This is a genomic window from Pseudooceanicola profundus (genome assembly GCF_054919315.1).
Genome location: NZ_CM142898.1, coordinates 3,844,914 through 3,866,743, shown reverse-complemented (window position 1 = coordinate 3,866,743; position 21,830 = coordinate 3,844,914). Strand labels below are relative to the sequence as shown.

Sequence of the window (21,830 nt, the reverse complement as noted above, 5' to 3'; positions counted from 1 at the left end):
GTCGGACATGAGAAACATCCGCGTTGCCGCGGCACAGCTGGGCCCCATCCAGCTGGAGGAAGGCCGCGTCCGTGTCATCGAGAGGATGCTGGACCTCGTGGCGCAGGCCCGGGCCGCGGGCGCGGGGCTGATCGTCTTTCCCGAACTGGCGCTGACCACCTTCTTCCCCCGCTGGTACCGCGAGGACGTGGCCGACTTCGATCGGTTCTACGAGACGCAGATGCCCGGCCCCGATACGGCCCGGCTCTTCACCGCCGCGCGGGAGGCGGGCATGGGGCTCTACCTCGGCTATGCAGAGCTGACGCCGGAGGGCGCGCGTTACAACAGCAGCGTCCTCGTGACCCCCGACGGGACGGTGGCGGGCAAGTATCGCAAGGTGCATCTGCCCGGCCATGCGGATTATGACGAGACCCGCGATTTCCAGCACCTGGAGAAACGGTATTTCACCCCGGGCGACCTTGGCTTCGGGGTCTGGCAGATGCTGGGCGGGCGTCTCGGCATGGCGATCTGCACGGACCGCCGCTGGCCCGAGACCTATCGCGTCATGGGGCTGAAGGGGGTCGAGATGATCCTGATGGGTTACAACACGCCCTCGCACAACGGGCTGCGTCCCGCCGAGGGCCCGGAGAAGCGGCAGTTCCACAATCGCCTCTCCGTGCAGGCCGGGGCCTATCAGAATTCCACGTGGGTGGTCGCCGTCGCCAAGGCGGGCCGCGAGGACGGGCACCACATGATCGGCGGCACGCTGATCGTGAACCCGGACGGAGAGATCGTGGCCGAGGCCCGGACCGAGGCGGACGAGCTGGTCGTCCATGACTGCGACCTCGACGCCACCGCCTTCGGCAAGCAGACCATGTTCGACTTCGCCCGGCACCGTCGGATCGAACACTACGGGCTGATCGCGACCCAGACCGGGGTCGAGAAGCCGTGGGGGCCGGCCTCGTCCTGAGGCCCGGCCAAGAGGGGCCGCCCGCCGGTCAGGCGGACGGCCCTGCGCCTCACTCGGCCCCGAGGTAGGCGTTGGTATAGAAGGCGTCGTAGTCGGGCGCCTGCGTCAGCGGCTGCCCGGCATCATCGCGCAGCATCCCGTGATCGAAGAGGAAACCGCCAAGGGCGCGCATCTTCTCCGGATCCATGACGCCGATGGTGCCATCCTCGGCCCGCAGGTAGTGGCCCGCCACCAGTTCCTCCATCGAGGCGCGGATCAGCTCGGGGTTGGACAGCATGCCGGCCGTGGCATCGATCAGGATCTGCGCGGCCTCCTCGGGGTGATCCGCCGCGAAGGCATAGCCGCGCCGGGTCGCTTCCATGAAGGCCGTCGCCTCCGCCTCATGCGAGGCAAGCCACGCACCTTGCCCGCCGATCAGCGTGGTGTGCTGATCCGGCACGCCGTAATCGGCATAGGCAAAGGCCGTCTGCGGGCGGTCCAGCAGGACCGAGTTGACGCCCTCCCAAGTGCTGACCTCCAGCGTGAAATCCACCCGCCCGTTGGCGAGCGCCTCGTAGGCCGAAGTCCCCAGCGTCACCGTCTCGAACCTGCCCTCGCCGCCCGCGGCGCGGATCATGGAGGAGATCAGCGCCTCCTCCCAGTTGGACCCGAAGCCCGCGTAAATCTTGCCGTCGAGGTCGGCGGGCGTCCGGATATCCTCGCGCCGCCCGTCGAAGACCAGCCGCCCGGTCTCATGCTGGACCACGGCATAGGTGGCCTTCAGGTCCGCGCCCGCAGTGCCCTGCGTGAAGAGGCTGAGGCTGGAGAGGATACCGAACTGCGCCACGCCATTGGCGATCAGCGTGCCGGCGGAGGTATCGGTATAGGGCAGGATCTCAACGTCGAGGCCGGCCTCGTCGTAGAAGCCCTCCGCCTCGGCCACGTAGAGACCCACGTGGTTGGTGTTGGGCGTCCAGTCGAGCGCGACGCGCAGCTCGGTTTGGGCCATCAGCGGCGCGGCCAGCAGGCTTGCCGCAAGGGTGGTCAGGGTCAGGCGGATCATTCTCTCTCTCCTTCAAGGAGTGTTCGGAGGATGCGGGTTTCCAGCGCCAGCGCCTCCTCGCCGGGGCCGGTCTCCATCCGGGGGCGCGGCTGGGGGACGTCGAAGACCTCCACCACGCGGGCCGGACGGGTGGACAGAAGGTAGATACGGTCGGAGAGCGCCACCGCCTCGCGCACGTCATGGGTGACGAGCAGCGTGGTCACGCGGGTCTCCTGCAGGCGGGCTTCCAGCCAGCGCTGCATCCTCGTGCGGGTCAGCGCATCCAGCGCGCCGAAGGGTTCGTCCAGCAGCAGCAGCGGCCGGTCCTGCACCAGCGTCCGGGCCAGCGCCGCGCGCTGCCGCATCCCGCCGGAAAGCTGATGCGGCCAGTGGGTCTCGAACTCCTCCAGACCGAAGCGCGGCAGCAGCGGGCGCACCCGCTCCCGCGCGGCGCGGCGCGGCAGGCCCTGCACCTCCAGCCCGAGGGCGATATTGTCGATCACCCGCCGCCACGGCATCAGCGCGTCGCGCTGCGGCATGAAGGCAAAGAGATCGCGCCCCCGCACCGGCTGACCGTTGTAGCTGATCTGGCCGCCGTCCGCCGCGAGACTGCCAAGCAGCAGCTCGAACAGCGTCGACTTGCCCGCGCCCGAGGGCCCGAGGATCGAGATGAACGCGCCCTCCCGCGCCTCCAGCGTCACGCCGTCCAGCACATGGGTCACGCCCCGGGTCAGGCGCAGGTCGTCCAGCCGCAGGGTCATGCGCGCCTCCATGGCTGGGACATGTATTGCGCCAGGACGGCCAAAGCGAAGAGCGCCAGCGTCAGGGCCGAACTGACGAAGACCGCCGCCAGCACGAGGTCGGGGCGGAAGTTGTTCTTGGCGTTCAGAATGAAGATCCCCAGCCCCCGCGCCGCGCCCGCGTATTCCGCAAAGATCGCCGCCACCACGGCATAGGTGATCGAGATCCGCAGCCCCGCGAAGAAGAAGGGCAGCGCCGAGGGCAGCCGCGCCCGCCAGAAGACCTGACCGCGCCCCGCGCCCATGCTGCGCAGCAGGCGGGTGATGTCGCGGTCCGTCGCCTCGTAGCCATCGACCAGCGCCACCAGCATCGGGAAGAAGGTCACCAGCGCCACCAGCAGGATCTTGGGCAGCAGTCCGAAGCCGAACCACAGCACCACCAGTGGCGCGATGGCCACCAGCGGCAGGGTCTGGCTGATCACGAAGACCGGGAACAGCGCCCGGCGCAGCAGCGGCACGAAGTCGATCGCCACCGACAGGACGAAGGCACAGGCCAGCGACACCGCGAAGCCCGAGAGCGTCGCGGTGAGCGTGGCAAGCGCATTCTCCGCCAGCACGGCGCGGGCCTGCCAGCCCTGCGCCGCCACCCGCGACGGCGCCGGCAGCGCCGTGGCCGAGATGCGCGAGAGGTCGACGTAGACCTCCCAGCCCAGCAGGATCAGGATGACCGAGACGAGCGCAGGCGCAGCCCGTTTCAGCCCGCGCGCCGCCGCGCGGGACACATGTGCGATGTCCATCGGATCAAGCGGCGGCTTTGCGCGTGCTGGGGGAATTCGCCGAGACGGTCAGGTCCATGGTCACATGGCCTTCCGGCGCGCCGAACCGGCAGAAGCCTTCGCGCAACGTGGCAAAGACCGGGCCCGCGTCCCCGGTGATCCGCGTGCAGAAGTTCTTGGACCGGTCGAAGGTGCCGCTGCCCTTCAGGAAATCGATGCAGCCATAGATCTCGTCCATGTGCTGCCCCTCCCCCATGACGTAGAGCGAGAATTGCGCGGCGGCCTCCTCGCCCGTCTGGTCGGCCCCCTCGACGGCGGCCCGGGCCTCCTCGATGCGCTGCGCAACAGGCGTGTCCGGATTGGCAAGCGCACCGGTCGCGCACATCGGGTCATCCGGCTCGCCCGGACAGCCGCGCGAAAGGGTGACCCGCAGGACAACGTGATGCCGGGTCGCGGCGGCGGCGACATAGAAATCCCGCAGCGCCGGGAACACCACCTCGGGTGCGCCGACGATGAGGGTCGAGATGTCGTCGGTCTCGACGCGCAGCTTTTCGCGATAGGGGTCGAACGCGGTGAGCGCGTCCATGATGACCGGGACGAAGTCGCCGGTCATGGGGTACAATGAGACTTGGGCGCCAATAAACATGGGTCCTCCTTGCTCCGCTGGCATGATCCAGATCAGCTTTGAGGGTCCGTGGGCTTGCCACCCGCATCTCAGCCCCGGCAGTACGGGACACCCCTGTGGATGCGTCATCTGAAATCACAGCGCCGGGCGCATTGCAAGAGCCCGTGTCATGGGCCGCCGCAGAGAGCTGTGAAGTAACCGTCCCGTTGGCTCCGGCCCGGGCGGCTCTGTATGAAGCCAAGCGGACCAGCAAACGCCCATTATCCAACATATGCGATGAAGCTCAATACGCACATGTTCGACCGCAATCACACCAATCGCTTGCCCCGCGCACCTCACGCAGCGTAACCTCGCGCCGATCTCACCGGAGCCTCCCATGACAGACCTCGTCCTGCGCAATGTCCGCCTGCCCGATCATCTCTCGGCCGTCGACATCCTCATCGGCGGGGGCCGGATCGAGGCCATCGGCCCTGGCCTGGGCGACGACGTGGCGGCACCGGTACAGGAGGGCGGCGGCGCGCTCGCTTCTCCCGGGCTGGTGGAGACCCACATCCACCTCGACAAGGCGGGCATCCTGCACCGCTGTTCGCTCTGCCACGGGACGCTGGCCGAGGCCGTCAGCGAGACCGCCCGCGCCAAGGCCGCCTTCACCGAGGCGGATGTCTACGCCCGGGCCGAGGCCGTCCTGCGCGCGGCGATATCCCATGGCACCACGCGCATGCGCAGCTTTGTCGAGATCGACCCGCGTGCCGGGTTCCGGAGTTTCGATGCCCTGCTGCATCTGCGCGCCGACTACGCCCATGCGATCACGCTCGAACTCTGCGCCTTCGCGCAGGAGGGGCTGACCAACGAGCCCGAGAGCTACGCCATGCTGGACGCGGCCCTTGCGCGCGGCGCGGATCTCGTCGGCGGCTGCCCCTATACCGATCCCGACCCGGAACGCCATGTTTCCATGATCTTCGACCTCGCCCGCAAGTATGATGTCGCGGTGGATTTCCATCTCGACTTCGACCTTGACGCGGCAGGCTCGAACATCCCCCACGTGCTGCGCGAGACCGAGGCGCGGGGCTGGGGCGGGCGCACTTCGATCGGCCATGTGACCAAGCTCTCCGCCATGGCGCCGGGAGAGGCAGAGGCACAGTGCCAGCGGCTCGCCAGTGCCGGGATTGCCCTCACCGTGTTGCCCGTCACCGATCTCTTCCTCATGGGACGCGACACCGAACGGCTCAGCCCCCGGGGCATGTTCGCGGCACACCGCCAGGCCGGGACCGGCCTGCTGGCCACGCTCTCCACCAACAATGTGCTGAACCCCTTCACGCCCTTCGGAGACGTCTCGCTGATCCGGATGGCCAACCTCTATGCCAATATCGCGCAGGCCGGCACGCCGGGCGAGATGACCGCGATCCACGGGATGATCACGACGCAGGCCGCCCGGCTTCTGGGGGCACCCGATCCCACCCTCGTCCGGGGTGCGGTGGCAGACATCGTCCTGCTGGACGCCGAGAGCCCTGCGATGGCGGTTGCCACCGTGGCCCCCGCGCTCTGGGGTTGCAAGGAAGGCAGGCCGACCTTCGCGCGCTCGAAACCGACACTTTTCGACCCCTCATAATCACACATTTTCAAACACCATTTCGGAGCGCATCGCCATGCCCCGCCCGTCCAAACCCCAGCCTCCGCGCCGCCTGCCGGCCCAGGCCCGGCTCGCGGCCATTCTCGACCGTCTGGAGAAGGACGGCGCGCTGTCCGTGAGCGAGATCGCCGCAGACTTCGATATCTCGGAGATGACAGTCCGGCGCGATCTGGACGAGTTGGAGGAGGCCGGCCACCTAACGCGGGTACATGGCGGCGCCGTGCCCGCGGCTGCGACGCCCCGGGACGCCCTGCCCGGCCTGCCGCCCGATCCCATCGCCGCAGAGGCCGCCCGTCTGGTCGCGCCCTGCCACAGCATCGCCATGGATGGTGCGCTCCTGACCCAACGCACCGCGCGCATCCTTGCGCAGCGGCTCGCGCCCGGACGCACCCGTATCTTCACCCATTCCCTGACCGTGGCTGAACCGCTGGCCGCCACGGGGGCCGAGGTCTACCTGCCCCCGGGCCGACTGGGCAGCGCCGAGCGGACCCTCACCGGCCCCGCCGCGGTTGCGCATTACGCGGGTCTCTATGTCGACGTGGCGGTCCTCGGGATCGCGGGGCTGACGGGCGACGGCGTCTTCGACAGCTCGATCGAGGAGGCGGCGGTGAAACAGGCCCTCATCGGACAGGCCGACCGGCGGATCGGGCTCTGCGAGGCGCAGGCCTTCGGGCGCAGGTCACTGGTCCGGCTCTGCGAACTGGCCGGGCTTACCACCCTGATCACCGACGCAGCCCCGCCCCCCGATCTGGCGCAGGCGCTGAGGAGCGCAGGCGTCGCGGTCCGGGTGGCCGCCCGGTGATCTGCGCACAAAGTTGCGGTGATCGCGCGCCGCCGCTAGGGTCCGCGCGACCCGACGGCGCCGGCCCGCCGTTCGGCCCATCCCAAGGAGAAGACGGATGCCCCACCTCAGCCCCTCGCCGCGCCGTGGCGCCCTTGCCGCGCTGCTGATCACCGCGCCTCTCCTCGCGCCAGCTGCCGGCCATGCCGCCATCATCGACGATGCCCGCTGCGAGGCGAACCGGGCGGCGGGGCAGATCACCTATCTCACCAGCTTCGCCTATGCGGCCTCCCACGGGATCCTCGACGTGATCGCGGCGAAGGAGAAGGGCTTCTTCGAGGCGCTCTGCCTCGACGTGGTGATCCAGCCCGGCAGCACCAACACGCAGCTCGTCTCGGCCGGCACCGCGCAGATCGCGGGGATCGGCGGGGCCTCCGACACGCTGGTGGCCATCGACAACGGGGCCGAGATCCTCGGCGTCGCGACCTATGGCAACGTCGGCGCGATCGAGCTCCTCTCCATGGCCGACAGCGGGATCGAGACGCTGGCGGATTTCGAGGGCAAAATCATCGGCTACAAGGGCGCGATCCCGCCCCAGTTCAACGCGATGTTCCTCGAGGCCGGTGTCGATCCCGCCAGCATCCAGTGGGTCTCCGTCGGCTATGATCCGGTGATCCTGCCGAACGGTCAGGTGCAGGGCCTCGCCGCCTACAAGTCCAACGAGCCCGAGGCGCTGCGCCAGCAGGGCCACGCGGTGCGCGAGTGGGACCCGGATCACTTCGGCATCCACTCCACCTTCAACACTCAGGTCGCCAACAGCACCTTCGCCGCCGAGCATCCCACCGCGGTCGAGGATTTCCTGCGCGCCTCCTTCCATGCCTACGACTGGATGCTGGCCGAGGAGAAGAACCTCGACCAGGCGCTGCAATGGGCCGCCGACCTCTCGACCGCGGGCTATGACATCCCCATGAGCCGGACCCGGTTCCTGATCGAGGCGCGACTGGTGGCGGAGAGCCAGCCGGAAGGCACCGGTCTCGGCTGGCAGTCGGAGGCGCAATGGGCGCCGGAGGCCGAGATGCTGACGCGCTTCGGCCTCGTGCGGCGCGCCCCCGACATCGCCGCCGCCATGACGCCCGCCTTCGTCGAGGCGATCCGCGCGGAGGATGGCTCGTTGATCTGGCCGGGCGATTAAGTCGCGCGCCATGAGGGCCGGGCCCGTCTGTCCGGCCGTCGTGGCGCGCCCTTCGGTTGTTTCGACTTGACCCCGGTCGCCCGTGGGGAGGCCGCCCGCGCAGCCGGGGCCAGAGCAGCCGAGGTGAGGGCAACCGGGCCCCGAGCGCCACGCCCGGCGTTGCCCACGGTCCCTCCGGACATCCGCCCCAAGCGCCCGCTCCGGACATCCCCTCTGGACATGGGCGGCGTTCTCGGAAATGTGCTCTCATGCCCGCGCGATCCCCAGACCAGACACACCCGACAGATCAGGCCTCCGCGATGCCCTCCGACCGGATCGAGATACGCGATCTGTCCAAGACCTTTGACCGCGACGGACAGCCGGTCCTCGCACTGACGGGCGTGAACACCAGCTTTGCCCGGGGCGAGTTCGTCACGCTCTTCGGACCGTCGGGCTGCGGCAAGTCCACGCTGCTGCGGCTGCTGGCCGGGCTGGAGCAGCAGAGCACCGGCGAGATCCGGCTCTTCGGCCAGACGCCCGCCCAGGCCTCGCGGCTCAAGAACATCGCCTGGGTGCCGCAAAGCCCCGGCTTGCTGCCGTGGGTCAGCCTGCGCGCCAACGTGCGCCTGTCCGAACGTCTCAACCGCCGTGCCGACCGGGCACCGGACCGGCGCCGCACCCCCGAGGATGCGGACGAGGTGCTGCGAGACCTGGGTCTGGAGGACTTCGCCGACGCCCGCCCGGCGCAGCTGTCGGGCGGGATGCGGCAGCGCGCGGCCATTGCCCGCGCCTTCGTGCAGGGGGCCGAGCTGATGCTGATGGACGAGCCCTTCTCGGCGCTCGACGAGCTGACCCGCGACGCGGTGCGCCTGCGTCTGCTGCAGGTCTGGGAGAAGCACCGCAAGACGGTGATCTTCGTGACCCATTCCGCGGCCGAAGCGGTCATGCTCTCGGACCGTGTCGTGGTCATGACCCCGCGCCCGGGCCGGGTGTTCCGGGAGGTGCCGATCGACCTGCCCCGCCCACGCACCCCCGACGTCCTCGACAGCCCCGCCTTCGACGCCAAGCTGCGCGAGGTCAAGCACGTGCTGCGGGCGGGCTGGGAGGATGCGCCGTGAAGCGTTCCATGAAGCGCCCCGTGAGACGTCCCGCGAAACGTCCTGTCAAACGCCTGCCTCCCGGCCTGCTGCACTGGCTGGCGCCGGCGCTGCTGTTCTTCCTGATCTACCTCGGCTGGCAGTGGATCGCGCTGAACTTCAAGTCGATCCTGCCGCCCTTCGGCGCCCTGGGGGCCGAGTTCCTCTCGCGCCCCGGGTTCTATTTCGACAACCTGCTGGCGACACTGCAGGCGGCGCTGACGGGCTTTGCCCTCGGCAGCGGGCTGGCGCTGGTGCTGGCGGTGCTGGCAGTCTACTTCACCGTCCTGCGGGCCGCGATCGTGCCGGTGGCGCTGCTGCTGAACGTGACGCCCATCGTCGCGATCTCGCCTGCGCTGATCGTGGCCTTCGGCTTCAACGCCGTGCCGCATATCATCGTGGCCGCCATCGCCGCCTTCTTCCCGATGCTGATCAACGCCATGTCCGGCCTGCGCAAGGTCGACCGCGAGACGCTCGACGTCTTCAACGCCATGTCCGCCAGCCCGATGGAGATCTTCCTGCGCCTGCGCCTGCCGGGCGCCCTGCCCGAGATTTTCGCCGGGGCCAAGCTGGCGATCACCGCCGCCATGGTCGGCGCCATCGTGTCGGAGTTCATGGGCACCTCGCGCGGGATCGGGGCCACGATCGTCATGGCCACCACCTTCCTCAACCTCGCGCAGATGTGGGTGGCGATCTTCGTCTCCGCCCTGACCTCTCTGGCGCTGATCGGCCTCGTGGTGCTGGTCGAACGGGCCGTGATCCGCTGGTAGGGTCGCGTCCGCGCAAGGGCCCTGCAGCGGCGCACGGATCGCGGCACCGGAAGACGGGGTTTCGCCATTGTCCTTCCCGCGCCGCCTGCCTATCTTGGGCAGGTCTTCGGGGCGGGGTGAAATTCCCCACCGGCGGTAGGCGTGGCCCGCCCATGCAAGTCCGCGAGCGCCCGCAATCGCGGGGTCAGCAGATCCGGTCAGATGCCGGAACCGACGGTTACAGTCCGGATGCAAGAAGACGCGGGACCGGGGCTTTGCCCTGCCCGTGGCTCTGGAGCGCGCTTGTAGCACGGATGCGTGCGAAACGGACAAGGGAGCGTGCCGACATGACCTATGAACTATCCTGCGGCGGAGGGGCCTGATGTACACCGGCATCGTGCAGGCCACCGCGCCGATCACCGGGCTGACCCGTACCGGCGCCCATACCACCTTCGAGATCGACTTCCCGCCCGGCCTGACCGAGGAGCTGAAGATCGGCGGCTCGGTCGCGGTCGAGGGCGTCTGCCTCTCGGCCACCTCGATCAGCGGCAGCAAGGTGACCTTCGATGCCATGCTCGCCACGCTGGAGCGCACCAACCTCGGCGCGCTGCAAGAAGGCGGCATGGTGAACCTCGAACGCTCCGCCAAGATGACGGACGAGAACGGCGGCCACGTGGTGGCGGGTCATGTCTCCTGCGCGGCGGAAGTGGTCGAGATGGTGACGGAAGAGCCCCGCGCCCATATCTCCTTCCGCGTGCCGCCCGAATGGGCCAAGTACATCTTCGTGCGCGGGTTCCTTGCTGTGAACGGCTGCTCGCTGACCGTGGCGGAACAGGAGGGTGATGTCTTTACCATCTACCTGATCCCGGAGACCCTGCGCCAGACGACCTTCCCGCGCTACCAGCCGGGCGACCGGGTGAACATCGAGGTCGATCACCAGACCATGGTGACCGTCGACGTGATGGAGCGCACGCTGGAACGTCTGCTGCCGCGCTATCTGGCAGGCGCAGCCGAGTAGACCCGGATTTCCACCCCGGCTGTCGCAATCCGGCGGCCGGGTGTCGGGCCGCGCCGTGGACTCACGGCCGTTTTTTCGATAGAGCCCCATGAGTTCGACAGACGGTCGGCATCCGCAGGCACCCGCCGCGCAGGATGCCGCAGGGCGTGGCGCAGGCCCCGCCCACCGTTCAGACCGAAAGGAGCTTCACCATGGACGCGCGCCTGATTGCGTTCCTGATCCTGCTGCCCTTCACACTGGCCTTCCTCTATGCGGCCATTCACGAATACCTGCGCTACAAGTCGCAGGGCAGCGCCACCTACGGGCTGGCCTACAACGAAGAGACCGGCACGACCCATGTCACCGGCATCTCGGAGGAGGACGAGGCCTACGACCCGGAGGACTACGATCCCGCCGACTACAACGACCCCGAATTCCAGTCCGGGTCCGATCCCGAGAAGACCTGACCGGGCGGGCCCCGCACCCCGGCCACCGGAGGCCGGCCCGCGAGGCAGCCCGCCGGACGGCGCCCAGTCAGCACCCACCGCAGGCTCCCTGACAGCCACTGGCTGACCTCAGCGCCTCCCAAGCGCGAAACCGCCCGGCCTTTCGACCGGGCGGTTCCGTGTTCAGCCCTCCGCGGAGGACGGGCGATCAGCCCTCGCGGTAGTAGTAGCTGTAGCCGTTCAGCGCGGGCGCACCGCCGAGGTGGGCGTAGAGCACCTTGGAGCCTTCGGGGAAGAAGCCCTTCTTGGTCAGGTCGATCAGGCCCTGCATGGATTTGCCCTCGTAGACCGGGTCCGTCATCATGGCCTCGGTCTTGGCCGCCAGTCGGATCGCCTCGTTGGTCTCTTCCGAGGGCACGCCGTAGGCCGGGTATGCGTAGTCTTCGTTGATGACGATCTCGTCGTCGCGGATCTCGCGGCCCAGCTCCACCAGCTTGGCGGTGTCATCGACGATCTGGCGCACCTGCGCGCGGGTCTGCTCCACGGTGCCCGAGGCATCGATGCCGATCACGCGGTCGGCGCGGTCCTGCGCGGCGAAACCCACGATCATGCCCGCCTGGGTCGAGCCGGTGACGACGCAGACGACGATGTAGTCGAACTTGAAGCCCAGTTCCTTCTCCTGCTCGGCCACTTCCTCGGCAAAGCCGATGTAGCCAAGGCCGCCATACTTGTGCACCGAGGCACCGGCCGGGATCGCGTAGGGCTTGCCGCCGGCGTCCTCGACCGACTTGATGGCGTTTTCCCAGCTCTCGCGGATACCGATGTCGAAGCCATCCTCGACGAGGCGGCTGTCCGCGCCCATCAGGCGGGTCATCAGGATGTTGCCGACGCGGTCATAGACGGCATCGTAGTGCGGCACCCACTTCTCCTGGATCACGACGCATTTCATGCCGATCTTGGCCGCGGTGGCGGCGACCATGCGGGTGTGGTTCGACTGCACGCCACCGATGGAGACCAGCGTGTCCGCGCCCGAGGCGATCGCGTCGGGGACGATGTATTCCAGCTTGCGCAGCTTGTTGCCGCCCATGGCGAGGCCCGAGTTGCAGTCGTCGCGCTTGGCATAGATCTCGACCTTGCCGCCGAGGGCTTCGGTCAGGCGCGGCAGATGCTCGATCGGCGTCTTGCCGTAGGTCAGCGGATAGCGTTCGAATTTGTCGAGGAGAGACATGGGAGAGGTCCTTCTGTTGGATTGGGCAAGAGACTAGCGCATCCGAAATGAAAGGTGCTCTCGAAGTTGGCCGTCGATTTTCGCTCTGGATCTCCCATTTTCACCATGGGATACCAACTGGGTGAAATTTGACCGACAAAAATGGAAGAACCTTCCATGAGCGATATCGACAGAATCGACCGGGCCATTCTCCGCGCCCTTCAGACGGACGGACGCCTTACCAACGCCGAGATCGCGCGGATGGTGAACGTCAGCCCGGCCACCTGTCACAGGCGCACGCAGCGGCTCTTTGACGAGGGGCATATCACCACGCTGCGCGCCCATATTGCGCCCGAGGCGGTAGGTCTGGGCGCGCTCGTCATGGTGGGCGTCGTGCTGGACCGCTCCACCCCCGAAAGCTTCGCCGCCTTCGAGGGGGCGGTTCTCGGCATGAAGGAGGTGCTGGATTGCAACCTCGTCGCCGGGGACTTCGACTACCTGCTGAAGATCCGGGTCCGCGACATGACCGATTTCAACGCTTTCCACGGCACAACGCTGATCGCCCTGCCCGGCGTGCGCCAGACCCGCACCTTCTTCGTCATGAAGGAGGTGAAGGAGAACGCGCCGCTGCCCTTCTAGGCCCCGCCGCTGGCGGCCCGGCCGGTGGCCCGGCTGGTGCGATGCGCCAGCCAAAGCCGCCTAACGAAGGCCAGCAGGAACATCGCCGTCAGGATCAGCACGATGGTGGGCGCAGGCGCGCTGTCGAGGAAGAAGCTGAGGTAGGTGCCCCCGATCATCCCCGTGGCGCAGACCAGTACCGCCACCCAGAGCATCGTCCCGAACCGGCGCACCACCAGGAAGGCCACCGCCCCCGGCGCGATCAGCAGGGCCACGGCAAGGATCAGCCCGGTGGCCGAAAGCGTGGCGACGATGGTCATGGAGAGCAGCGTCAGCAGCCCGTAGTGCAGCCAGCCCACCGCCAAGCCGGAGGCCCGTGCCTGCGCCGGGTCGAAGGCATGCAGCACGAAATCCTTCCACTTGGCCCCCAGCACCACCAGCACGATCAGCGCGATACTGCCCGCGGTCCAGAGGTCCCCGGGCCCGACGCCCAGCATGTTGCCATAGAGGATATGGTCGAGGTGCACGTTGGTGTGGATCGAGGTGTAGAGCACGATCCCCAGCCCGAACATGCCCGAGAAGACCACGCCCATCACCGTGTCCTGCCGCACCCGGCTGTTGGAGGCGAGAAACCCGGTGGAGAGCGCCGTCACCATCCCCGCCGCGAAGGCCCCCAGCAGCAGCGGCAGCCCGAGGATATAGGCCAGCACCACCCCCGGCAGGATCGCGTGGGAAATCGCGTCGCCCATCAGGGCCCAGCCCTTGAGCACGAGGAAGCAGGACAGCAGCGCCGTGGGCACGGCCACGATCAGGCAGATCAGGAAGGCGGTCTGCATGAAGCCGAACTGGAACGGCATCAGGAGGGTCTCGATCATGCCTCCTCCTCCAGCGCCGCCCGGGCCCGGGCCCGGGCGGCGCGGTAGCCGTGCTTGGGCGCAAAGGTAAAGGCCGCCAGGAAGATCAGCGTCTGCAGCACCACGATCACGCCGCCCGTTGCCCCGTCGAGGAAATAGGAGATGTAGGCGCCGAGGAAGCTGGTGAGCGCGCCGATGGCCACGGCGGTCACAATCAACCGCGGGAAGCGGTCGCAGAGCAGGTAGGCCGTGGCCCCCGGCGTCACCACCATGGCGATGACGAGGAAGGCGCCCACCGTCTGCATCGCCGCCACGACACAGGCCGAAAGCAGCACGAAGAACACCGCCTTCAGCAGCCCCGGCCTGAGCCCGATGGATCGCGCGTGGCTTTCGTCGAAGAAGACGACCATCAGGTCCTTCCACTTCGCCAGCAGCACCGCCAGCGAGACGAAGCCGATGATCGCCAGTTGCAGTGTGTCGCCCGGCGTGATGGCGAGGATGTTGCCCATGGTGATCGTGTCGAGGGAGATCGCCATCGGGTTCAGCGAGACCATGAAGAGCCCGAGGCCGAAGAACGCCGTGAAGATCAGCCCGATCACGACATCCACCTTCAGCCCGGAGCGGTCCGAGAGGAAGAGCATCGCCGCCGCCGCCAGCCCGCCCGACAGGAAGGCCCCAAGCGCGAAGGGCAGTCCCAGCATATAGGCCCCGGCCACCCCCGGCACCACGGCGTGGGACAGCGCGTCGCCGATCAGCGACCAGCCCTTCAGCATCAGGTAGGCCGAGAGGAAGGCACAGACCCCGCCCACGAGGGCCGAGACCCACATGGCGTTCGTCATGTAACCGTAGGTGAAGGGCTCCAGCAGCAGGCTCATCGCCGGGTCCCCGGTTCGCGGTACTGCACGAAGGGGCGTTCATCGTCGGTCAGGATCGAGACCTCGCGCCCGTCGTCATCCTCGTGCAGCGCACTGCCGCCGAGGGTGAACTGGCGCAGCACCCCGCCGAAGGCCTTCTCGAGGTTGCCGCGGGTGAAGATCTCCTCTGTCGGGCCATGGGCCAGAACGGTCCCCTTCACGAGCACCGTGCGGTCGCAGAACTCGGGCACGGTGCCGAGGTTGTGGGTCGAGACAAGCATCACCCGCCCCTCGTCGCGCAGCTCGCGCAGCAGGGCGATGATCTGCTCCTCTGTCTTCACGTCGACGCCGGTGAAGGGTTCGTCCAGCAGGATCACCTGCCCGTCCTGCGCAAGCGCCCGTGCGAGGAAGACCCGCTTCTTCTGCCCGCCCGACAGCTCGCCGATCTGCCGGTGCCGGAAATCCAGCATGTTGACCCGCGACAGCGCCGCCTCCACCGCCGCGTGGTCCGCCTTCGACGGTCGCCGAAAGAAGCCCATGTGGCCATAGCGGCCCATCATCACCACGTCCTCCACCAGCACAGGGAAGGTCCAGTCGACCTCCTCGGACTGGGGCACATAGGCGACGAGGTTCTGTTTCAGCGCCTGTGCCACGGGCAGGCCCAGCAGGGTGATCTCTCCACCCGCCACCTGAACAAACCCCATAATCGCCTTGAAAAGCGTGGATTTTCCCGCACCGTTCACACCGACCAGAGCGGTCACGGTCCCGCGCGGGATCTCGAAACTGGCGTGGCGCAGCGCGGTGTGGCCGTTGCGGTAGGTCACCGTGACATCGCGCGCCGTGATGCCGCCGCCCGGCTCTGCGGTCGCCTCGGGGCGGGTCTGGGTGCTGGTGTCCTTCATGCTCAACCTTCCTGTCTCGCCGTGCTCGGGGCAAGGCCCTCCCGCCAGCCGCTACACGGATGCAGGCCCGCCTGCGTCCGGCCCACGCGGCCGGGCAGGCCATGCGCCTGACGGGTTTCCCGATGCTGACGCTGGTTCACTTCATCCCGGCTTCGAGCCCCTCCACCACGGTCTGTGCGGTCACCCGCAGCAGATCGAGGTAGCTGGGCACCGGGCCGCCCTCCTCCGACAGGCTGTCGACGTAGAGGACGCCGCCGTAGGCCGCGCCGGTCTCGCGGGCGACCTGTTCCGCCGGGGCGGTGTTCACCGTGCTCTCGCAGAAGACGACGGGGATGGCGTTCTCCTTCACCCCGTCGATCACCTGGCGGACCTGTTGCGGCGTGCCCATCTGGTCGGCGTTCATCGGCCAGAGGTAGAGTTCCTGCATCCCGAAGTCCCGCGCGAGGTAGCTGAAGGCGCCTTCGCAGGTCACCAGCCAGCGCTGTGCCTCGGGGATCTCTGAGACCTGTGCCCGGAGCGGCTCCAGCGTGGCGCGCAACTCGTCCCGGTAGGCCTGCGCATTCGCGGCATAGGTCGCGGCGTTCTCCGGGTCCTGCCCGGCAAAGGCCTTCTCGATATTGCCGATGTAGATCAGCGCGTTTTCCAGCCCCATCCATGCATGCGGATTGGGCTTGCCCTCGTAGGCGCCCGCCGCGATCGGGATCGGGTCGATGCCCTCGGTCAGCGTGGCGGAGGGCACGTCCTTCAGGTGGCGCAGGAACTGCTCGAACCACAGCTCGAGGTTCATGCCGTTCCAGAGGATCAGGTCGGCCCCCTGCGCCCGCACGATGTCCCGTGGCGTCGGCTGGTAACCGTGGATCTCCGCGCCCGGCTTGGTGATCGAGACCACCTCGGCCGCGTCCCCTGCCACGTGGCGCGCCATGTCGGCCAGCACCGTGAAGGTGGTCACGACCTTCATCTTCTCTGCCGCAACAGCCCCCTGTGCGAGGATCAGCGCAAGGGCCGTTCCGCCGATGGCCGATGTCAGAAAGGTCTTCATCACCGCGTACTCCCATTCCGGTTGCCCCGTTTAGATGCGAACCATTCTCAGGAGTCAAAGAAAATGCGAACCATTCTCACTTTTGTGCCACACGAAACCGTGAACGCCCTGCAGACGGGCGCGCACGGCAGCCTTCAGCGGCTTTCCGGTGGCAGGAAGCCCTTCCAGTGGTCCTGAAGCTCTGGCATCTCGGCAAAGGTCTTCCGCCGGTCGGCGGCCAGTCCGATGATCTCGGAGGCTGCCTGTCCCTTGCCGTCGAGGTAGGCCTCCAGCGCCGCGAGGCTCTCCTCGATCACGCCGAACCCGCGCAGCATCACCGCCGAGGCCATGCCGACGGCCGAGGCCCCGGCCAGCATCGCCCGCGCCACGTCGAGGCCCCCGGTCACCCCGTTGATCCCGATCAGCGCCCTCTCCGGTCCCAGGGCCGCCCGGCAGAGCGTCAGCCAGTGGCAGGTCAGCGGCAGGTTCCAGAACCCGCCATAGCCGCCCGAGGTGCCGATCAGCGGCGCCTGCGTGTCGAGGTCCGGAAGCATCCCCAGCAGCCGACCCGCGACGATGACGCTCTCCGCCCCCGCCTCATGGGCCGCAACCGCAAGGTCCGGCACGTCCGAGGACTGGCCCGTCAGCTTGATCCAGACCGGGATGTCGACCGCCTCGCAGACCGCGCGGGCCAGCAGGCCGACCCGGTCGGCGGCGGTTTCGGTCGAGACGGCCCCGGCGGCGGCCTCGCGGGCATAAGGCGTGCCGATGTTGAACTCCAGCGCCCGGAAGCCTGCCTGTTCCACCGCCTGCGCCATCTCGACGGCGCGGGCGATGTCGGCGTTGATCAGGCTGGGCACCAGCAGGCAGTCCGCCTCGCGCGCCAGTCGGTCCGCCGCGCGGCACTGGTCGAGCCAGGCCTCGAAGCCCAGCGGATGCAGGCCCGAGCGCGAGAGGATCATCGTGGCGGGATCGGCCCCGGGACCCCAGTCCACCGCCTCCCAGCGGTCATTCAGGGCCACGTATTCCGCCGCCCGCAGCTGCGCCTTGGCCGCCATGCTTTCGTTCGTGGATTTCACCACCACCGCCCCGGCCCCGGCCCGGATCGCGGCGGCGAGGCCGCCGTCCGCAATCAGGTGTTCGGCCGGGGCGGCGATGACGGGGGTCTTGAGCCGCAGGCGGCCCAGTTGCACCGACAGGTCCGCCATCAGTGCACCAGCAGGTTCGGCAGGAAGAGCACCACCTGCGGGAAGAGCGTGATCACCGCCAGCACCACCAGCGCCAGCCCGACCATGGGCAGCGCGTGGAGCGAGATCTTCTCGATCGGGCGCTTGGTCACCCCGGACATAACATAGAGGCAGAGCCCCACGGGCGGCGTGGCAAAGCCGATCAGGCAGTTGAAGACCACGATCACGCCCAGGTGCACCGGGTCCATCCCCAGCTGCTGGCCGATCGCCATCAGCGCGGGCACGGTCAGGATCAGGATGCCCACGGTGTCGAGGAACATCCCCAGCACCAGCAGGATCAGGTTCACCATCAGCAGGATGACCCACTTGTTCTCGGAGACCGAGTTCAGCGCCGTGACCACGGTCTGGGGCAGCCGCTCCATGGCGAAGATGAGCGAGAGCACATGGGCAAAGCCGATCAGCAGGTAGATCGTCGCGCTCATCATCGCGGTGGAGAGGAACACCCGCCGCAGTCGCGGCAGCGAGAGCGCCCGGTACCAGAGGCCCGCCACGATCAGCGCATAGACCACGGCCACCGCCGCCGCCTCGGTGGGCGTCACCACGCCGCCACGGATGCCGCCGATGATGATCACCGGCAGCAGCAGCACCGGCGCGCAGTTCACGCCCGCGCGGACAATCTCGGCCAGGCCCATGGGCGGCAGCTTGGGATAGCCGCGCCGCCCCGCGATCCAGACCGCGTAGGCCGAGAGGATCACCGCCAGCAGAGCACCGGGCACGATCCCCGCCACGAAGAGCTTGGAGATCGACGTGCCCGAGAGCGCGCCATAGAGGATCATCGCGATGGAGGGCGGCACCAGCGGCGCCATGATCGAGGAGACGCCGATCAGGGCGGCGGCGTAATCCTCGTGGTAGCCCTGCCGCTTGAGGTCCGGCGTCAGCACGGTGCCGAGCGCCGCCGCATCCGCCGCGGCCGAGCCGCTGACGCCGCCGAAGAGGAAGGAGCCCCAGACCGCCGTCAGGGACAGCCCGCCCCGGAACCGGCCGACGAGCGAATTGGCAAAGCCTACCAGCCGCTGGGTCAGACCGCCCACGTCCATCAGGTTGCCGGCAAGGATGAAGAGCGGGATCGCCAGCAGGACGAAGCTGTCCTGTCCCGCGAACATCCGCTGCGGGATGGCCACGAGAAAGCGCAGGTTGTCGGTGAAGATGAAGTACCCCATCGCCGAGAGGCCGAGGACGAAGGCAATCGGCACGCCCATGGCGAGGGTGAGGAAGAAGATGGAGCCGAGCCAGATCATTCCGCGATCTCCGGGATATGGAACTCGGTGCTGCGGGGCTCTGCGCCCCGGCAGAAGGTCAGCACCAGCGTCGCCGCCACGTGCAGCGCCACCAGCAGGCTGCCCATCGCCACCGAGATGTGAATGAGGAACATGGAGACCGGGATCGCCGTGGCGGTGCCGCCGCGGGTCTTCCAGGCAAACTTCCAGCCGTACCAGGCGATGGTCAGCATCATCGCCAGCACCAGCACGCGCCCGGCCTGCGTCACGACGAGGGCAGCCCGGGGCGGCAGCAGGTGCACCAGCAGCTCCATCCCGATCATCTCCCCGCGCGAATAGGCCAGTCCGAGGCCGAGCGAGGTGATCCAGATCATGATGTAGCGCAGCGCCTCCTCCGACCAGGAGAGCGAGGCGCCCACCACGTAGCGGAAGAAGACCTGCAGCGTGGCGATCACCACCACCGCGGCCACGCCCGAGATCAATAGGGTTTCCAGTATCGCCACGTATCCGCGCACGAAACGCGTCAGCGGCGGCGGCAAGTCACGCGCCTGCATGTCTCCTCCCTTCGTCTTTCCTGTGGGCATCCGGCGACAGGCGGGCCGGGTCAGCACCGGCCCGCCTGCGCAGCCTGCCTCAGTCCTGCAGCGACTGCGCCTTCTCCACGAAGGCGGCGATCAGCGGATCGCTGTCGGCATAGCTTTTCACCACCGGTGCCCAGGCCTCCTCCAGCTGGGCCTTGAAGTCGTCCGACGCCTCGGTGATCGTCACCCCCTTCGCGGCCAGCGTGTCCTTCAGCTCCTCGTCGTAGTCGGCCACGGCCATCACCTGCGGCTCCACCGAGGCGCGGGCGCTTTCGCGCAGGATGGTCTGCTGGTCCTCGGTCAGCCCCTCGAAGAGGTCCTTGTTGATCAGCATGATCCCCGGCCAGAAGTAATGCCCGGTCAGCGTCACGTTATGCGCCGCCTCGTAGAGCCCTTCGGACTCGATCGAGGTCAGGTTGATCTCCACCGCATCGATGGCGCCGGTCTCGAGCCCCGAAAAGATCTCGCCGTAGGCCATGGGCGTCGGGTTGACGCCGACGGCGTTCCAGACCGCAAGGAAGAGCTTGGTGGGGGCCACGCGGGTCTTGAGCCCCTTGAAGCCTTCCATCGAGGTGACGGCCTCGCCGGTCGACAGGAAGTGCCGCTGCCCGCCCTCGTAGAGACCAAGCCCGATCATCCCGTGATCGCCAAGCGACCCCATGATCGCCTCTGCCTCGGGCGAGACGGCCATCTTGGCGAACTCCTCGTAGCCGCGCATGACGTAGGGCAGCTGGAAGGCATCCACCGCCGGCGTCAGCGTGGCAAGCGCCGAGGAGGAGTTCACGGTCATGTCCACCGTGCCCAGCTGGACCCCCTCCATCAGTTCCTTCACGTCGCCCATCTGGCGCGCCGGGAAGATGTCGATCTTGATCGACCCGTCCGAGCGTTCATCCACTTCCCTGGCAAAGCGCACCGCCGCATCATGCAGGGGGTGGGATTCGAAGACCGCATGGCCCAGCGTCAGCGTCAGGTCCTGCGCCATGGCCGCCGGGGCCAGCGTGATCAGGGTGCCTGCCAGCACCCCGGCGAAACCAGTGTGAAATTTCATTTGAACCTCCTCCAAGTTCTCAATATAAGAACCATCGTTCTCGCATTGAGGCTTGCAGATTGTTCTGATCTTGTCAAGAACGGGATCAGGACAGAGAAATGAACAGGATAACGACCGGCAAAAACGGTCACCGGAAAGGGGCGACATGCAGAAGGCACGGGTGAAGACATCGGACATGGCTCTCCATATCCTCGAGACGATCGCCTTTTCCGAGGATCCGATGAGCCAGACCCAGATCGCCGAGGCGATGGGGATCGTGAAGAGCGCGGCGCACAAGCACCTCTTCACGCTGGAGGAAAGCGGTTGGGTCGCGCGCGATCCGATCAGCGGGCGCTACGGGCTGGGGCCCAAGGCGTGGCTCGTGGGACAGCGGGCGACGCATATCGCCGACCTGGCCGCCTCCGCCGACAGCCTGATGCGCAACACCCGCAGCGAGACCGGCCTCGCCGTGACCATGAGCACCGTGAACAAGCGGATGCTCAACGTCATCGCGGCGCTTCACGGCACCCACGCGATCGAGATCGGCGTGCGGCAGGGCAGCCAGCTCTCGCTGCATTCCTCGGCGCAGGGGCAGGTCATGCTGGCCTGGAGCGAGCCCACCCTGCTCGAGGACATCTGCGCGGGCGAGATGAAGGCGCTGACGCCGCACACGATCACCGATGCGGCGGCTCTGCGCGCCCGGATCGAGCAGACCCGCGCCCGGGGTTATGGCCTCGCCCCGGAGGAGACCCTGCTGGGGGTCAACGTCATCGCCGCCCCGGTCTTCGATCACGCGGGCCGGCTGATTGCGACCGTGGCGATGGTGGGCTCGATCCAGTATCTCACCACGCCGCCGTCGGAGGACCACATCAGGGCGATCACCACGCTGGGTCAGGCGATTTCCCAGACCCGCGGCTACCGGGGGCCGATGCCGGGCGCGTGAGGGACCGGGTGTCTCTGTGCCGCGCCATCCAAGGTCGACGCGCAGTCGCCCGCTGGCGCGTCGCGGCGCCCGAAGCCCGACCGCTGGCTCTGCAAAAACGCCGCCCCACGACGTCGGGAAAATCCCTGCGGCAGCGCAGCAGCTTCCCCTTGCGCTCGTCCCCGTCCCGCGCTATCTGATCGGCCACGCGGCGGGTATGATGTAATGGTAGCCTGTCAGCTTCCCAAGCTGAACGCGCGGGTTCGATTCCCGCTACCCGCTCCAGAGCTCCCTGACATCTGATCGGCACGGCCACACGCGAAACCGCGAGTTTCCGTTTGATGTGAAGGCGTTACCCACCC

General features: G+C 67.9%; 23 protein-coding genes, 1 tRNA gene and 2 riboswitches. Of the genes, 11 read left to right on the top strand and 13 right to left on the bottom strand.

Annotated features, from left to right (window positions below):
* Positions 1–7 precede the first annotated feature (7 nt).
* A complete protein-coding gene (locus tag ACX9MO_RS17685) occupies positions 8–949 on the top strand; it encodes an N-carbamoyl-D-amino-acid hydrolase (protein ID WP_462212800.1) in 942 nt (313 codons plus the stop codon).
* 49 nt (positions 950–998) lie between these two features.
* On the opposite strand, the gene ACX9MO_RS17680 is transcribed toward ACX9MO_RS17685, so the two are convergent.
* The 4 genes from ACX9MO_RS17680 to ACX9MO_RS17665 are packed head-to-tail and all read right to left on the bottom strand — an operon-like array spanning position 999 to position 4,099.
* Positions 999–1,991 carry an ABC transporter substrate-binding protein gene (locus ACX9MO_RS17680; protein WP_462212799.1) on the bottom strand — a complete coding sequence of 331 codons (993 nt, stop codon included), beginning with the start codon at positions 1,989–1,991 and terminating at the stop codon, positions 999–1,001.
* On the bottom strand, positions 1,988–2,731 hold the full coding sequence (locus tag ACX9MO_RS17675; RefSeq protein WP_462212798.1) for an ABC transporter ATP-binding protein: 744 nt from the start codon (positions 2,729–2,731) through the stop codon (positions 1,988–1,990). The genes ACX9MO_RS17680 and ACX9MO_RS17675 overlap by 4 nt, the downstream gene beginning before the upstream one ends.
* Complete coding sequence (locus tag ACX9MO_RS17670; protein ID WP_462212797.1) at positions 2,728–3,507, bottom strand: ABC transporter permease; 780 nt, start codon at positions 3,505–3,507, stop codon at positions 2,728–2,730. Before ACX9MO_RS17670 ends, ACX9MO_RS17675 begins: the two co-directional genes overlap by 4 nt.
* A gap of 4 nt (positions 3,508–3,511) precedes the next feature.
* Positions 3,512–4,099, bottom strand: a complete 588-nt coding sequence (locus tag ACX9MO_RS17665; protein WP_462212796.1) for a YkoF family thiamine/hydroxymethylpyrimidine-binding protein — start codon at positions 4,097–4,099, stop codon at positions 3,512–3,514.
* Positions 4,100–4,123: 24 nt separating this feature from the next.
* Positions 4,124–4,237, bottom strand: a riboswitch (TPP riboswitch).
* Positions 4,238–4,487: 250 nt separating this feature from the next.
* On the opposite strand from ACX9MO_RS17665, the gene ACX9MO_RS17660 reads away from it, so the two are divergent.
* From ACX9MO_RS17660 to ACX9MO_RS17630, 7 genes are all read left to right on the top strand, one after another.
* Positions 4,488–5,720, top strand: a complete 1,233-nt coding sequence (locus ACX9MO_RS17660; protein WP_462212795.1) for an amidohydrolase family protein — start codon at positions 4,488–4,490, stop codon at positions 5,718–5,720.
* A gap of 37 nt (positions 5,721–5,757) precedes the next feature.
* A complete protein-coding gene (locus tag ACX9MO_RS17655; protein WP_462212794.1) occupies positions 5,758–6,543 on the top strand; it encodes a DeoR/GlpR family DNA-binding transcription regulator in 786 nt (261 codons plus the stop codon).
* A 97-nt stretch (positions 6,544–6,640) separates the two neighbouring features.
* A complete protein-coding gene (locus ACX9MO_RS17650) occupies positions 6,641–7,714 on the top strand; it encodes an ABC transporter substrate-binding protein (protein ID WP_462212793.1) in 1,074 nt (357 codons plus the stop codon).
* A 299-nt stretch (positions 7,715–8,013) separates the two neighbouring features.
* Complete coding sequence (locus ACX9MO_RS17645) at positions 8,014–8,811, top strand: ABC transporter ATP-binding protein (RefSeq protein WP_462212792.1); 798 nt, start codon at positions 8,014–8,016, stop codon at positions 8,809–8,811.
* Between the two features lie 8 nt (positions 8,812–8,819).
* Complete coding sequence (locus ACX9MO_RS17640; RefSeq protein WP_462212791.1) at positions 8,820–9,599, top strand: ABC transporter permease; 780 nt, start codon at positions 8,820–8,822, stop codon at positions 9,597–9,599.
* 98 nt (positions 9,600–9,697) lie between these two features.
* Positions 9,698–9,843: riboswitch (FMN riboswitch) on the top strand.
* A 117-nt stretch (positions 9,844–9,960) separates the two neighbouring features.
* Positions 9,961–10,596: a riboflavin synthase subunit alpha gene (locus ACX9MO_RS17635; protein ID WP_462212790.1), complete on the top strand. Its 636-nt coding sequence runs from the start codon at positions 9,961–9,963 to the stop codon at positions 10,594–10,596.
* Positions 10,597–10,787: 191 nt separating this feature from the next.
* Entirely contained in the window at positions 10,788–11,042 is a 255-nt protein-coding gene (locus ACX9MO_RS17630) for a hypothetical protein (protein ID WP_222489907.1), read from the top strand.
* Between the two features lie 187 nt (positions 11,043–11,229).
* Here ACX9MO_RS17630 and ACX9MO_RS17625 read toward each other — a convergent pair whose 3' ends face one another.
* A complete protein-coding gene (locus tag ACX9MO_RS17625) occupies positions 11,230–12,249 on the bottom strand; it encodes a 1-aminocyclopropane-1-carboxylate deaminase (protein WP_462212789.1) in 1,020 nt (339 codons plus the stop codon).
* Between the two features lie 156 nt (positions 12,250–12,405).
* Here ACX9MO_RS17625 and ACX9MO_RS17620 point away from each other — a divergent pair, with 156 nt between their 5' ends.
* Entirely contained in the window at positions 12,406–12,867 is a 462-nt protein-coding gene (locus ACX9MO_RS17620; protein WP_462212788.1) for an Lrp/AsnC family transcriptional regulator, read from the top strand.
* Here ACX9MO_RS17620 and ACX9MO_RS17615 read toward each other — a convergent pair.
* From ACX9MO_RS17615 to ACX9MO_RS17580, 8 genes are all read right to left on the bottom strand, one after another.
* Positions 12,864–13,721, bottom strand: a complete 858-nt coding sequence (locus ACX9MO_RS17615; RefSeq protein ID WP_462212787.1) for a metal ABC transporter permease — start codon at positions 13,719–13,721, stop codon at positions 12,864–12,866. The two genes, ACX9MO_RS17620 and ACX9MO_RS17615, sit on opposite strands and share 4 nt — an antisense overlap.
* Positions 13,718–14,575, bottom strand: a complete 858-nt coding sequence (locus ACX9MO_RS17610) for a metal ABC transporter permease (protein WP_222489901.1) — start codon at positions 14,573–14,575, stop codon at positions 13,718–13,720. Before ACX9MO_RS17610 ends, ACX9MO_RS17615 begins: the two co-directional genes overlap by 4 nt.
* Positions 14,572–15,456 carry a manganese/iron ABC transporter ATP-binding protein gene (locus ACX9MO_RS17605; protein WP_462212786.1) on the bottom strand — a complete coding sequence of 295 codons (885 nt, stop codon included), beginning with the start codon at positions 15,454–15,456 and terminating at the stop codon, positions 14,572–14,574. Before ACX9MO_RS17605 ends, ACX9MO_RS17610 begins: the two co-directional genes overlap by 4 nt.
* A gap of 136 nt (positions 15,457–15,592) precedes the next feature.
* A complete protein-coding gene (locus ACX9MO_RS17600; protein WP_462212785.1) occupies positions 15,593–16,495 on the bottom strand; it encodes a metal ABC transporter substrate-binding protein in 903 nt (300 codons plus the stop codon).
* 134 nt (positions 16,496–16,629) lie between these two features.
* Complete coding sequence (locus ACX9MO_RS17595) at positions 16,630–17,682, bottom strand: beta/alpha barrel domain-containing protein (protein WP_462212784.1); 1,053 nt, start codon at positions 17,680–17,682, stop codon at positions 16,630–16,632.
* On the bottom strand, positions 17,682–18,959 hold the full coding sequence (locus ACX9MO_RS17590; RefSeq protein WP_222489896.1) for a TRAP transporter large permease: 1,278 nt from the start codon (positions 18,957–18,959) through the stop codon (positions 17,682–17,684). Before ACX9MO_RS17590 ends, ACX9MO_RS17595 begins: the two co-directional genes overlap by 1 nt.
* The gene (locus ACX9MO_RS17585) at positions 18,956–19,492 is read right to left on the bottom strand and encodes a TRAP transporter small permease (protein ID WP_462212783.1); all 537 of its coding nucleotides are present in this window, start codon (positions 19,490–19,492) and stop codon (positions 18,956–18,958) included. Before ACX9MO_RS17585 ends, ACX9MO_RS17590 begins: the two co-directional genes overlap by 4 nt.
* Before the next feature lie 79 nt (positions 19,493–19,571).
* Entirely contained in the window at positions 19,572–20,567 is a 996-nt protein-coding gene (locus ACX9MO_RS17580) for a TRAP transporter substrate-binding protein (protein WP_462212782.1), read from the bottom strand.
* A 145-nt stretch (positions 20,568–20,712) separates the two neighbouring features.
* Between ACX9MO_RS17580 and ACX9MO_RS17575 the strand changes: the two genes are divergently transcribed.
* Both ACX9MO_RS17575 and ACX9MO_RS17570 read left to right on the top strand, forming a co-directional pair.
* A complete protein-coding gene (locus tag ACX9MO_RS17575) occupies positions 20,713–21,489 on the top strand; it encodes an IclR family transcriptional regulator (RefSeq protein ID WP_462212781.1) in 777 nt (258 codons plus the stop codon).
* Between the two features lie 190 nt (positions 21,490–21,679).
* Positions 21,680–21,753 (top strand) — tRNA-Gly (locus ACX9MO_RS17570).
* The last annotated feature ends 77 nt before the right edge of the window (positions 21,754–21,830 follow it).